This is a genomic window from Gammaproteobacteria bacterium (assembly GCA_016200485.1).
Classification (GTDB): Bacteria; Pseudomonadota; Gammaproteobacteria; order Tenderiales; family Tenderiaceae; genus JACQEP01.
In genome coordinates this window covers 103,145-115,681 of record JACQEP010000014.1, presented here as the reverse complement: position 1 = coordinate 115,681, position 12,537 = coordinate 103,145, and the positions used below count along the sequence as shown (strand labels likewise).

At 52.6% G+C, this 12,537-nt stretch carries 13 protein-coding genes; 7 read left to right on the top strand and 6 right to left on the bottom strand.

Annotation, left to right across the window (positions count from 1 at the left end; translation table 11 throughout):
* Positions 1 to 41: 41 nt before the first annotated feature.
* Positions 42 to 788 carry a M48 family metallopeptidase gene (locus HY272_09335; protein ID MBI3772887.1) on the bottom strand — a complete coding sequence of 249 codons (747 nt, stop codon included), beginning with the start codon at positions 786 to 788 and terminating at the stop codon, positions 42 to 44.
* A gap of 211 nt (positions 789 to 999) precedes the next feature.
* On the opposite strand from HY272_09335, the gene HY272_09330 reads away from it, so the two are divergent.
* The 3 genes from HY272_09330 (at position 1,000) to HY272_09320 (ending at position 3,144) form a co-directional block, all read left to right on the top strand.
* Positions 1,000 to 1,671 (top strand): RluA family pseudouridine synthase, encoded by a 672-nt coding sequence (locus HY272_09330; protein MBI3772886.1) that lies wholly within the window; start codon positions 1,000 to 1,002, stop codon positions 1,669 to 1,671.
* 190 nt (positions 1,672 to 1,861) lie between these two features.
* Entirely contained in the window at positions 1,862 to 2,299 is a 438-nt protein-coding gene (locus tag HY272_09325) for a hypothetical protein (protein MBI3772885.1), read from the top strand.
* 137 nt (positions 2,300 to 2,436) lie between these two features.
* Positions 2,437 to 3,144, top strand: a complete 708-nt coding sequence (locus HY272_09320; protein MBI3772884.1) for a two pore domain potassium channel family protein — start codon at positions 2,437 to 2,439, stop codon at positions 3,142 to 3,144.
* A 137-nt stretch (positions 3,145 to 3,281) separates the two neighbouring features.
* On the opposite strand, the gene HY272_09315 is transcribed toward HY272_09320, so the two are convergent.
* Complete coding sequence (locus HY272_09315) at positions 3,282 to 3,545, bottom strand: DUF2892 domain-containing protein (GenBank protein ID MBI3772883.1); 264 nt, start codon at positions 3,543 to 3,545, stop codon at positions 3,282 to 3,284.
* 65 nt (positions 3,546 to 3,610) lie between these two features.
* Between HY272_09315 and HY272_09310 the strand changes: the two genes are divergently transcribed.
* From HY272_09310 to HY272_09295, 4 genes are all read left to right on the top strand, one after another.
* Positions 3,611 to 4,657, top strand: coding sequence for a LysR family transcriptional regulator (locus HY272_09310; GenBank protein MBI3772882.1), 1,047 nt, complete (start codon positions 3,611 to 3,613; stop codon positions 4,655 to 4,657).
* 165 nt (positions 4,658 to 4,822) lie between these two features.
* Positions 4,823 to 5,224: a hypothetical protein gene (locus tag HY272_09305; GenBank protein ID MBI3772881.1), complete on the top strand. Its 402-nt coding sequence runs from the start codon at positions 4,823 to 4,825 to the stop codon at positions 5,222 to 5,224.
* A 524-nt stretch (positions 5,225 to 5,748) separates the two neighbouring features.
* A complete protein-coding gene (locus HY272_09300) occupies positions 5,749 to 7,089 on the top strand; it encodes a sigma-54-dependent Fis family transcriptional regulator (protein MBI3772880.1) in 1,341 nt (446 codons plus the stop codon).
* Positions 7,090 to 7,134: 45 nt separating this feature from the next.
* Positions 7,135 to 8,220, top strand: coding sequence for an acetate kinase (locus HY272_09295; protein ID MBI3772879.1), 1,086 nt, complete (start codon positions 7,135 to 7,137; stop codon positions 8,218 to 8,220).
* A gap of 9 nt (positions 8,221 to 8,229) precedes the next feature.
* Here the strand turns inward: HY272_09295 and HY272_09290 are convergent, their stop codons facing one another.
* The 4 genes from HY272_09290 to HY272_09275 all read right to left on the bottom strand — a co-directional run bounded on the left by HY272_09290 (position 8,230) and on the right by HY272_09275 (position 11,951).
* Entirely contained in the window at positions 8,230 to 8,721 is a 492-nt protein-coding gene (locus tag HY272_09290) for a hypothetical protein (protein MBI3772878.1), read from the bottom strand.
* A 42-nt stretch (positions 8,722 to 8,763) separates the two neighbouring features.
* Positions 8,764 to 9,456: a C39 family peptidase gene (locus tag HY272_09285; GenBank protein MBI3772877.1), complete on the bottom strand. Its 693-nt coding sequence runs from the start codon at positions 9,454 to 9,456 to the stop codon at positions 8,764 to 8,766.
* A 2-nt stretch (positions 9,457 to 9,458) separates the two neighbouring features.
* A complete protein-coding gene (locus HY272_09280) occupies positions 9,459 to 9,809 on the bottom strand; it encodes a hypothetical protein (protein MBI3772876.1) in 351 nt (116 codons plus the stop codon).
* A 90-nt stretch (positions 9,810 to 9,899) separates the two neighbouring features.
* The gene (locus tag HY272_09275) at positions 9,900 to 11,951 is read right to left on the bottom strand and encodes a hypothetical protein (GenBank protein MBI3772875.1); all 2,052 of its coding nucleotides are present in this window, start codon (positions 11,949 to 11,951) and stop codon (positions 9,900 to 9,902) included.
* Positions 11,952 to 12,537: the final 586 nt, after the last annotated feature.

Genomic DNA, 12,537 nt, shown 5'->3' with positions numbered 1-12,537 from the left:
GCTGACTAAGGAAAAATCATCGACTGATAAATCCGATGATACTAGCCTTCCCGCGCTTCAGCGGCAAACGCCCAACGCGGCACTAAGTCCGCCATTGCACGATCAAGAATCGTTTCATGGTCGCGATAGTGTGGCGCGAAGCGTTCTACCAAGTTCCAGTAGCGGCGTGAGTGATTGAGATGCACGGTATGACACAGCTCATGTATGAGCAGATAGCGCACAATCTCCGGATCCAGAAACATCATTGCGCGATTGAGACTGATGTGTTGGCGATTCGAACAACTACCCCAGCAACTGCGCTGGGCGCGAACACTGGCGCTGGCAAAGGGCAATTTGATTTCGCGGCTCAGCGCCGACAACCACGGAATTAATATCGCTTTGGCGCGGCGGGTCAGCCACGCTTGTAACAGCGAAAAGCGTTGGGTGTCAGAATCGGCGGCGACCTGCATCACTCCGCTGCCAGCGTTAGCTTCCCGGACCGAGATCCGGCGCCGTTGACCCGAGATATATTCCAACCGCCAAACTTCGGTAATCGCCGCCAGGGAGATTTCCTCGGGCAATGTCACAGGTGACGCCTGCGACCAAACAGAGCTTGCCAAGGTGTTACGCAACCATTCTTCATGCTCGGCGACGAATCCTGGCACGTGTTTGAGAGCTACGCCTTTGGGCACGACTACCTCGACCCTGCCAGGCAACACGCGCAACTGTAAATGGCGCGCACGGTGTGAGACGCGCACCTCATAGGCAGGCATAAATGAGAATGTTAGTTGGCGATTTACTTCAGTCACCTGATGATTGTGCCTGGTTAGACGCTGACGTTCAACTGATCACTAAATCACTACAAACTACGAAGTCCGGCGAGTCCGGGCTTTTTTCTTTAAAGGGTTGTTGCCCTTTAGCTAGCAGTCAGACCTGCGTTATATAACAGTAGTGAACAGGCTACGGCTTACTTACTCTGCTACAATTTGATTCCCATTCTTGCCCAGCCTAATCTGCATAATGCAACCACAAGCCGATCCCTTTATTGTCCCTGAGTGTTATGAAGAGATCGAGATTCTTTATCAGGATCAGCATCTTTTATTAATCAATAAGCCAGCGTCGTTGTTGACACTGTCGGGGAAACATCCGCTCAACAAAGACTCGGTCCACTTCCGTTTAGTCAAAGACTTTCCCACGGCTACGATGCTTCATCGCCTTGATTTTGGCACCTCTGGTATTTTAATTGTGGCATTGAATAAAGAGATTAATGCCCATATTGGCAAACAGTTTCAAGCGCACCATGTTGTCAAAATCTATACGGCTATTCTGCATGGGCATCTCGCCAAGGATGATGGCCGCATTGATTTGCCGCTCGCTAAAGACAAACTGAATTTTCCATTACAAAAGATCTGTTATGACACTGGAAAAAAGGCCGTAACGAAATATCAAGTGATTGAACGCTTGCAGGACTCTTTTGTAACAAAAGTACTCTTTACACCCATTTCGGGTCGTACGCATCAATTGCATATCCACAGCAATGCCATCGGTCACCCTATTTTGGGTTGTGACCTCTATGCTACGGATGAGGCATTTTTTATGGCAAAGCGGTTAATGTTGCACGCCACAAGTATTGAATTTAACCATCCCGTCACTGAAGAAAGAATCAAGGGCGTTAGTCCTTGTCCGTTTTAGTTCGCCGCTTAGGCATTAAAACGGTTAGAACCCTTTAGCCGGGCAAATGGACGGGCGGGGCGGTGACGGTTCGCCAGAGATGGTATCTACGTGGCTTTAATGCCCCAACTATTTTTTGAATTAATGGGCATCATCGCAGTCTTAAGATCGCAATTATTGCATCTACCCACAGGATAAAAATGATATGGGCATGGAAATACGCCGCGGCATCGCCACGGACATCGTCAAAACCGACAATCAGAACAGTGTTGCGTGCCGTATCGGCGAGAGCAACGTGATAATTCATGGTGATTTGGAGCGTATCATCAAGGAAGGTGATGATATCCTCGTGGCTGGCGACCTGCGCGATGATGTGTTGCGCGCTCTGGCGGTGAAGAACATGACCCAGAACCGCACTCTCCAGATTGACGGTTCCAACTACACCCTGGTAATGGGAGCTGGCCTCTTTTTCTGGATACTCGGCTTGGTCCTCTCCTTGCAGGCACTTGGGGTCGGCGACACTACGCTCTCCATCCTTAATGCCTGCATGTCATTGGCGGGATTTATGCTCGGCATCTGGGCGTTTATGCGGGTATTGAGCATCAAGCGCGCCGGGCTGCGCATCACCTATGGTGAAGAAAAGCGCTGATGTTGTCAGGGAGAAGCCCCTGCAAACTAGATCTGAAGGAATGTTTGGCGTCAATGTACAGTTCCCAGTAATATTAGCGAAAACCGCGGCCTACTCCCGGTTTTCGTTTCTTAACTCCTGAAAATACCCAGATAAATATGGAAAACCAAGGCATATCATTCCCGCAACCGCGCACACTCTTGCGCTACCACCCGTCCGCATTTCTTCTTGCCGCGCAGTTATTGAGTTTGGTGCTGTACGCCTTCTATGACGACATAACCGGTGGACGGGCATTGTTTGCCGTGTTCGGTGTTTTGGTGTTGGTACTGGCGGTCTGGGTTGTTATTCGCAGTCCCTCGGCACGCTGGATTGCATGGGTTCTCGCCGCCGCGGCGTTCACATTGTCGCTGCTGTCTGTATTCTACGCCGACCCGAGACTTGTCGTCTGGTCATCGTTGATGGAAGCGCTGCTCTATTTTTACGCGGCCGGCAGTTTGATCGCCTACATGATGGAAGATCGCCGCGTAACCACCGACGAGTTATTTGCGGCCGGCGCCACCTTTACGTTGATTGTCTGGGGATTCGCCTATATTTATCTAGTCTGCCAGATCGGGGCGCCGGGGAGTTTTATCGGTGCCATTCGTCCCGATGAACCGCGAACTTTCCTTGAACTCCTTTTCCTGAGTTTCACCACACTTTTGTCGACTGGCCTCGGGGACATTTTGCCGGTAACACCGATGGCACGAGTGCTGGTGATGCTCGAACAGTTCGCGGGCATTGCCTACATTGCCGTGGTAGTTTCCCGGTTAATTGGGATGACGATCGTGCATTATCAACAATCGGAATCAGATAAGGGCCCCCCCTAACTGAATCTAAACTGATTGATACTTTCCTGGGTTGTCGTTAGAGAGTGGTGCCTATGGGAATGAACACGTGGGCACAAACTGCATGCCCATCCTGCATCACTTTACCTTCTGCCTGATTAGTTATAATGTCTCGGCGTTCATGCGGCAGCAGGTTTCATATTGAAAGGTAATCGCTTGGGAATCGGCAGTTTCTGAAATAACGCGTAGATTGGATCCCATCCGATGATCGCGCTGATGACAATGGGTATCGCTATCAATGGGAGCAAGACGAGCAAGCTAGCTTGGGCTGGCACTATTACAAATATCGCTCCAATCAGAGCAGCACCCACGACATATCGGGCGACCTTGTCAATATTCGCCATATTTTGGTTAAGATCAAAGTGTAATTTACCTGTATTCATGGTTGTTTCTCCATTTCAGTAATCGTGCAACAATCTCCGCAGGAGCTGCTGTTTAAGCTGCTCAAATGAGCAAGTTCAGCCACAATGCGCGTTATCGCGTACAATATCCAATCACCATTACGTATCGGCCTCATCACCATATGTCTATGAGTACACATATCGACACAAGCCAAGTGACTCTTGCATCGCGTAGGTTACGAAATATTTCGTTTCGACAGCTTCAAGTATTCGAATGCGTCGCAAGATTAGGTAACTTTACTGCTGCGTCGCGGGAGCTTTTCATTACGCAGCCAACGGTATCCATGCAGATGAAGAAGCTGGAAGAGTGTTTGAATACCCGGCTCTTCGAGCAGGTTGGGCGGCAGATTCATCTCACTTATGAGGGCCGAGCGTTTCTGAAAACCTGTCGCGAGATATTTTCTTGTGTGACGCGGTTTGATGAACACATCTCAAACCGAATTGATACGGTGAGTGGCCCGTTGACATTTGCCGGGGTGACCACCACGGAATACTTTGTCCCTGTTTTGTTAGGGGCATTTAAAAAGATCTACCCACAAGTGACGTTTTCTTTGAGTATCGTTGACAGAGAAAACCTGTCGCGGCGACTACAAGATAATCTTGATGATTTGTGTTTGATCGACCAAGTTCCAAATGATGTCGAGGTCAATATAATTCCGTTTATTAAAAACCCGTTAGTGGTCGTCGCCTCGTCGGATTATCCCCTCGCGCGTCGAAAACATCTTTCGATGGAAGTGCTCAAGACGGAGACATTTCTGCTGCGAGAGCGTACTTCAGGGACGCGAATCGCATTAAAGCGCTTTCTTGATAGCCAGGCAATAACGTTGAATATTGGTATGGAGTTGAGTAGTAATGAGGCGCTAAAACAAGCCGTCGCCAGCAATATGGGATTGTCGGTGCTGTCGCGGTATTGCGTCGCACGTGAATGTGAGCGCGGCGAACTAGTGGAGCTGAATATCAAAGGATTTCCGCTGATGGAGCGCTGGTACATTGTTCATCCGAAGGACCGGCACATGTCTCCGGCAGCGAATGTCTTTTTACGCTTCCTTCAGGAAGAGGGAGCCGAGGTGATAGAGAATATTGCGCGGGTTTAAAGCATCGCAATTCTCACTATTTGACCTTAAAATACTGTATTTGAAGCGCATTGCCTCGCTTAAGGAGGGGTACCGTCGTAGAGCGGTTCGTAGCGTTCACTGGGAAGTGGTGCTACCCTTTATTACAAAGACCAAACACCGTGAACAGGACTGAAGCGCGTGGACATTGAAACTAATCATCAGGCACCTCCGGCGGTACGTAACAGCTTAGTGACGCTTACCTATGTGATCTACGGTCTGCACGCGCTGAGTGCGCTGGGCGGCGTGCTGAGTCCGGCGTTTGTGGTCACGGCATTTGTAAGTGGGTGGCCATCCATCGTTGCAGTGATCATCAATTACGCGAAACGTACGGAGACGCGCGGCACCTATCTCGAATCACATTTCCGCTGGCAGATTCGTACTTTCTGGTTTGCTTTGGTGTGGGTGATTGTTGCGGTATTGTTTGCGGTGACATTTATCGGAATTCTAATCGCGTTTGTTGTTGCGTGGATTGCCGGGCTGTGGGTGCTTTATCGTATTGCACACGGTTTGCTCCGGCTCCTCGACGATCAACCCATGCCGTTGTGAATTTTTTATAGCCAATGATCCACCTACCTGAATCCCGTAACGCTTGATCTATGCTCGAATTCAACACAGTACGAAAGCGCGAGTTTGAGGCATTGTCCGTTGATCAACAACGCGCACAAGTCCTTGCTCCAAGCGGGTTTTCTGGAAAAGCGCAGGCGTTCGTACTATATTCATAAATGCTAATTTAAGATCCAAAATTAGTACAAAAAGTAACAAAAATTGCCATTACTATGGCCTTAGCGCGGTGGAAATCAATACTGTTGGTTGACGTTTGCAACACTGACACCTTACGTAGTGTAGGTGATTGGCCTTGCAATATGGAGGAATTGATTTTCGCAGCATCGCGGTGATCAAGATGTTGACTAACATTACAGCGCTATAAGCGCTAAGGAGTTTTGTGTTTTTTGTTGATGTGTTGACTCTACTGAAGTGCGCGCATAAATACGCTTTCCGGCAATAGGTGACGGGTGTGTTCTCGGATCAGGTATTAAGGAGAATTTGCTGTATTTCAGGGAGAAGTGGATATGGCTTACCGCAAGCTATTTCTATTCAGTCAGGTGGCGGATTCGCCGGTTTTTGTGAATCAACTCAGACAACCTGGTTGGGAGGTTTACGCTGCGGCCAATATTGCCGAGGCTCGAGAACTGCTCAGCCAGCATGATTTCTATGTCGGTGTGGTTAGTCTTGATTGCAGGGGCGCGGATGTCACGCAACTCGAGGAATTATTGCTCGCCAATGGGGACACAGAGTGGGTTGCCATTGTGCCGCCAGTCGATCAGTTCACCGTCGCAGTTGAAAAATTGGTGGGGGAATTTTTCTTCGATTACCATACGTTGCCACTGGATGGTGAGCGCTTATTCTTTGCCTTAGGGCATGCCTATGGCAAAGTTGAATTAAGGCGCAAGCTCGCAAGCCGAGTTGGCGGACAGGGCAGTAAGGGCGAGTTTGAGATGATCGGTCAGAGCGTTTCGATGCAGAAGCTCTATCGCGATTTAAGAAAAATTCACGGCTCGGACGCACCGGTTCTGATCCAAGGGGAGAGTGGTACGGGCAAGGAGTTGGCGGCGCGCGCCATTCATCAGTATTCCAGTCGCGCGGGTAAACCTTTCATCGCTGTCAACTGCGGGGCCATCCCCGTTAATCTCGTGCAATCGGAATTATTCGGCCATGAGAAAGGGTCATTCACGGGGGCCTACTCAAATGCAGTGGGGCGCATAGAGGCGGCTCATGGGGGGACAATTTTTCTGGATGAGATTGGTGATCTGCCGCTGGATCTTCAGGTTAACCTGCTGCGTTTTATTGAGGAGAAGACGATACAGCGTGTCGGCTCCATCAAGCACATCCCGATCGAGGCGCGTGTGATAGCGGCAACCCATGTCGATCTTGATGAGGCGGTGGCCTTGGGCCGTTTCAGGGAAGATCTCTATTACCGCATCAACGTATTGCATCTCACGATTCCGCCCTTGCGGAATCGTGAGGACGATTTTGAAATGCTTGCGCATGAGTACTTTAGAAAGTTTTCTCGCGATGGCGCTTCAACTGCTAAAGGGTTCAGCAGACAAGCCCTGCATGCGATGAAGAATCACGATTGGCCCGGCAACGTCCGCGAGTTAGTCAATCGCGTGCGCCGTGCCGTAGTCATGAGTGAGAAGCGTCTGTTGACCGCGGATGATCTCGGTCTGGAGAAGCGGCGTGCTGCCAGGAATCCAATAAAGCTGGAAGTTGCCCGCACTCAGATGGAGAGGGAGGCGATAAATCGGGCACTCTATTTTGCAGACAACAACGTCTCGGAGGCGGCCCGTCAGCTCGGTGTATCACGTGTGACATTGTATAGATTGATGAACAAGCTGGAGCCAGACCAGTGATCGCATTGCTGTGGATGTTAAGTGCTCGACCTGGGGAGAAGGCCCATGACTGTGCATCGAACTGAATTTCTCGTTTTTGCCGGGCTGATGTTGGGTTTAATAGTGATCGCGTGGCCGGTGCGGGCGGAGGATCAAGCGCCGGCAGAGAACAATTCGCCAGCGGCAGTCGAGGAAGAGGCACAGAAACCGCCGCCGCCGTCGTCGGTAGGACAGGCACCTGAACGCAGCCGCCGCCCGCCGACTGTCGCACAGATCTTCGACCAGCCGGGAATACTGACCCCGCGTGGAAGTTTTGCCATAGAGCCATCACTGCAATATGCCTATGCTTCAAGCAACCGCGTGACGTTGGTTGGTTATACAGTCATCCCGGCCATTCTAATAGGGCTTATCGATATCAGGAGTGTCAATCGCACCACAGTGATCGCGGCCATGACTGCCCGCTATGGCGTCAGTAATCGCTTCGAGTTGGAGGGAAAGCTGCCCTATGTTTATCGTAATGACTCCACCGTAACGCGCGCCTTCGGCGGCGGCGCCAATCAAGAAACTGCTTCCAGCGTCAGTGGCAGCGGGATAGGGGATGCGGAGTTTACCGCTCGTTGGCAGATGAACGATGGCGGCGCTGAGACGCCCTTTTACATTAGTTACCTGCGCGTGAAGACCCGTTCTGGTGACAGTCCATTTGATGTGGAGTTGGATGACAACAATCTGCAGAAGACACTGCCCACGGGATCCGGGTTTTACGGGATACAACCAGGTTTGACCGCGATTTTTGCTTCGGACCCGGCGGCATTTTTCGGCGGTGTGAGTTATCAATTCAATTTGGGGAGAAACGCCGGGGCAAATTATGGCTCCGTTGATCCCGGCGATGTTTTCGGCATCAATTTTGGCATGGGAGTGGCGCTTAACGAAAAGGCGTCTTTTAGTCTGGGCTATGATCACAGCGTCATTGGCAGGGATGAAATCAATGGCGCAACGGCACCTAGTGCAACGGTGGTCCAGCTCGGTTCTTTGCTGTTGGGCTACACCTATCGCCTGAGTGATAAGCGGAGCTTTAACGTTTCGCTTTCTGCGGGTTTGACGGAAGATACGCCGGATATGCAACTTACCCTGCGCTGGCCGATGAACTTTTGAGTATCGCTGTCAGCGAACTGAGGCGGCAAGCATGTCTTGCAGGGAGGAGGTGACAGCCATGTCGCGAAGCCATTCGCGGCTGGTGACAGTGGCGTTGATGATATTGAGATTGGAAATGGTTTTGTTATCCAAGCTGTTCTGCACCAGCGTCATTACGCTGGCAGGTAAGTCATTGAGGCTCGAGGCCAGGAAATGGTTATTAGGACCACTCTGTACGATGGTTAAACCCTGCAACTCATCCGCGCCGATGGCCGTGGATCCTAATGATGGGATTTCGAACTTAGTCGATACATGGAGAATACCATCCACGAACGCAGCATGCTCAATACCGATGGATATTTGCAGCTCTGTATCACGATCGAAGAGGGAAAAACCACCGCGAATGCTATTGAGCTCGGTCGCGTCGACCCGCGGTTGATCGAAGAGATCACTAACAATATGTTCATCAACAACGGACGTCCCGGCATGGATCGTCGTGCTGCCTGCCAGCAACAACAGCATCCGTGTAACGCCTTGCCGAAAACATCGCATCATATTCGGTTCCTAAAAATCATTCTTTCCGGGACGCATCAAGTGGGTGCCCGCCGAGGTGTCGCTCAGTATCGCCCTATCGATGGGGGCGGGTGCGCGAACCTTCCACTCCTGGACGCGGTTAAAGTTATTTTTGGCTTTTGAATTTCTTATGGCGAACAGAATACCGTTCGTCCACATTTTCTCAAAGTCAGTGCGCGAGATGGTCCTGGTGCCGACTGCGGGATCCCCGATGAGTAATTTGCCATCGCGAATTCCCTTGATCAGAACGAAATGGTTGTAGCCCGCTTCCTTGATGAGTGCGATGGCAGGGATGCCCGCCTTTGACAGCTGATCCAGTGATGCTCGGTAGCCTTCGGCGCGGAATCCATTTTGATCAAGGTATTTTTTCATATCGAGCATGGAGAATCCTTCAACGCGGATCTTTTCCTTGTCGCCTTGTTCATACATAGCGAGAAAAACTTCCTGCTCAGTCACAGGATGATCGTAGTGGTATGTCAGCAGCGTTGCCATGGTCGCAGAGCCGCAGCTGAAATCGTATTGTTGCCGTAGAGTGGTGCGAAAGCGCGCCTCCTTAAGGCTGGTGACCGGAACGAAAATGTTTCCCGGCGCAGCGCCGGCGAGGCTTACGAATCCTGCCTGCGCAGGTGTTGCGGTTAGCGCTAAAAACAGCAACGAAGGGCCTAGATATCTAAGCATTTCCATAGCTACTGCAGCCGCAGATTCAATATGGTGGCGTTTTGAATGATGACGTTATTTCCAGAATTTTGAATTATAGTTGCGAAGCCCTTAGCCCCGGCAAAGGCATCCTGGGTGATGATATTGGAGCCAGTGACATTGGATATGGCCTGGTTTTCATAGAGTTGTGCAGATAACTCCATGTCATTGAGATACTGGTCCTCGCCACCGCGCATCGCTGCAAGTTCACCGTCGGCCAGCATGCCGCCAATTTCCGCCGTGCCAGCTTTCTCCTCGGCTTCCTCGGCGAGGACATGCGGTGAAAGCATTATGCCAAGCCACAGCGCGAGTGCCATCACGATTATTTGTTTTCCTGGCATCAGAGGAGACCCCTGCTTGGATATTACGGAAGGTACGCCGGGACGGCTTACAACCGCCCCGGCGTTAAACTCACCGTCGCTAACTCAAACTCAAGGGGTTAAATTGGCCTGCACCGTGACACCTTGTTGCACTAAGGCATTGTGCCCCGTGTTCTGGCTCACCACAGTAATGCCGGCGGCACCGTCGAAGCCCCCGCTGATGGTGTTGGAGGCATTGTAGGTCCCCGCATCTCCGCCATTAGCGCTACCGCCATTGCCGCCTGCGGCACCATTGCCAGTGGTGACGTTAGCCAGGGTTTCACCGGTCGTGGAATCACCGCCCAAGCCGCCATCGCCACCGCCACCCGTGTCTTGGGTGTTGGATGCCGTGCCAGTGGTAGCATCACCGCCCGCAGCACCACTACCGCCCGCACCGCCGGTTGCCGACGCCGTAGAAGCGCCGGAGGAGGCTGTTCCGCCACCAGCACTACCGCCGCTACCGCTGGTTCCATCGGATGAGGCTGTGCCCGATGTGGCCGTGCCGCCCGCACCGCCACTCGCCGTGCCTGTCGCTGCACCGGAGGTGGCTGCGCCGGTGTTGCCGCCGGATGCAGTGGTCGTCGAGCCGCCACCGTTGGCCTGACCGCCGGCACCGCCCGTATCGGTGGTAGAAGCTGTTCCGGAAGTGGCCGCACCGCTAGTACCGCCGCTCGCCGTTCCAGTTACCGCACCACTGGTGCCATGTCCGCCGCTGCCGCCAGTGCCAGTACCGCTGGCGGTGCCGGTTGTTGCCATACCGCTATCGCCGCTGGTACCTGTGCCACTGGCCTGGCCAGTGGTGCTGTCACCCGCATTACCCGCGGTGCCGGTGGTGCTTGCGGTGCCACTCGCTGCGCCACCACTGGTACCGCCGGTGCCGGTCCCCGATGCCACGCCGCTGGTACCATGTCCGGCGGTACCGCCGGTGCCGGTCCCTGATGCCATGCCGCCAGTACCAGCACCGCTGGATCCGCCGGTGCCGGTGCCAGTGGCTTGTCCTGCTGTACCGCCCGCGCCGCCCGCGCCAGCGGTAGTATTACCGACTGTGCCGCCTGCACCGCCGGCGCCGCTAGGAGTTCCGCCTGCGCCACCGTTAGCCTGGTTGCCGGTATTCCCTGCGCCACCTGCGCCGGTAGCACTGTTGCCACCGGTAGCTGTACCCGCAGTATCACCCACTGAGCCGCCCAAGCCTTGGCCACTACTCGCCGCGGCCGAGGCATCGCCTAGGCTTCCGCCAGTGCCAGTGCCACTGGTACCAGTACCAGTAGAACTACCCACATTGCCACTCATACCCTGACCGGAGGTTGAGTCTGCAGTGGTGGCACCACCCAATCCGCCAGTTGCGCTGCCGCTGCTGCCATTGGCGGTGATACCGCCGCTGGCACCGCTCATGCCCGCGCCGCTGGTACTGGTAGCGGTCGTACCGCCACCAAGTCCGCCAGCACCGTTACCCGTGGTACCGGCATTCGTCGCGCCTCCTCCGTTACCGCTCGTGCCCGCGCCAGTGGAGGCACTAGTACTCGTGCTGCCTCCTATTCCGCCAGTCGCAACGCCACCTGCGGATGATCCCGAGGTATCGCCGACGCTACCGCTCAGGCCCTGACCGCTGGTAGCCGTGGTAGTTGCATCGCCACCATTAGTGCTGCTGGCATTACCGCTGGTGCTAGCGCCTGAGAAACTGCCACCGTTACCGGCTGAGCCGCCATTCGCCGAAGCAACGCCGCTTGTGGAATTCGCAGTGCCGTTTCCGCCATTTGAGCCATTGCCGCCACTGCCGGCATTACTCGGTCCACTGTTGGCGGTGGCGGTGTTGCTGCCGCTCATGCCACCTTGCGCGCCATTACCACCAATACTCGATCCACCGGTATTAGTCACATTGGCATTGCCGCCATTACCGCCACTGGCACCCGCGCCGGCAGCGCCGCCGGAACCACCCGTATTACCAGTGTTGGTGACCGAGTTATTTGATACGGTGCCATTCAAAATGGTTTGTGCGGTAATCGATGTGCTGGTATTGTTGGAATTAGTGATGCTATTGTCGGTGTTGTTCGACTGCGAGACGCTACTGTCATTGTTGTTATTCTGATTTGAATTATCGGTGTTGATACTCTTATTATTGTTCACATCAGAATTGTTAGTACTGCTGTTATTGTTCTGGTTACTGTTGTCAGTGCTCTTATCGTTTCCTTGATCTGAGTTATTTGAATTATCTGAGTTATCTGAATTGTCATCTGTGTTTGCCACTGAGGCTGTTGAAAACTCGTTTGCTACTGGTCCACTGTTGTCGGTTTGTGTGGAAGTAGCGGTAGCAGTTTGGTCACCGCCACCGGAGTCGGTGTTGGTTGGATTTGCCCAGACCGGAGCCGAAATACCTAGGGCAAGGGCCACAGCAGTGCATAGACGCTTTTTACTGAAAGTATCATTATTAATAACATTATTCATAACGTCCTCCGTTTATTGTCGATCTGTATAGAAGGCCACTGGGATATCCAATAATGCAAATGCCGTGCCCAACTCTGGCTTGTGCCGCAACTTCATGAATTTTCTAAGCTTGCTATTAAAGGTCTGTCGCATTGTAAAATGTATTGGCAATCCACTTGTAAACAGATTGAAACACTCGTCGTGCCTTATATTGCGAACAGGTAACATCAGGTGCTTAAATTACAAGCATTAATCCATCTGCCTTGTTCAAGATTGGAGTTGTAAACAT

Coding starts and splice junctions, on each gene's coding strand:
- HY272_09330 (MBI3772886.1), top strand. CDS start 1,000: ATGCAACCACAAGCCGATCCCTTTATTGTCCCTGAGTGTTATGAAGAG.
- HY272_09325 (MBI3772885.1), top strand. CDS start 1,862: ATGGAAATACGCCGCGGCATCGCCACGGACATCGTCAAAACCGACAAT.
- HY272_09320 (MBI3772884.1), top strand. CDS start 2,437: ATGGAAAACCAAGGCATATCATTCCCGCAACCGCGCACACTCTTGCGC.
- HY272_09315 (MBI3772883.1), bottom strand. CDS start 3,545: ATGAATACAGGTAAATTACACTTTGATCTTAACCAAAATATGGCGAAT.
- HY272_09310 (MBI3772882.1), top strand. CDS start 3,611: ATGAGCAAGTTCAGCCACAATGCGCGTTATCGCGTACAATATCCAATC.
- HY272_09300 (MBI3772880.1), top strand. CDS start 5,749: ATGGCTTACCGCAAGCTATTTCTATTCAGTCAGGTGGCGGATTCGCCG.
- HY272_09295 (MBI3772879.1), top strand. CDS start 7,135: ATGACTGTGCATCGAACTGAATTTCTCGTTTTTGCCGGGCTGATGTTG.
- HY272_09290 (MBI3772878.1), bottom strand. CDS start 8,721: ATGCTGTTGTTGCTGGCAGGCAGCACGACGATCCATGCCGGGACGTCC.
- HY272_09285 (MBI3772877.1), bottom strand. CDS start 9,456: ATGGAAATGCTTAGATATCTAGGCCCTTCGTTGCTGTTTTTAGCGCTA.
- HY272_09280 (MBI3772876.1), bottom strand. CDS start 9,809: ATGCCAGGAAAACAAATAATCGTGATGGCACTCGCGCTGTGGCTTGGC.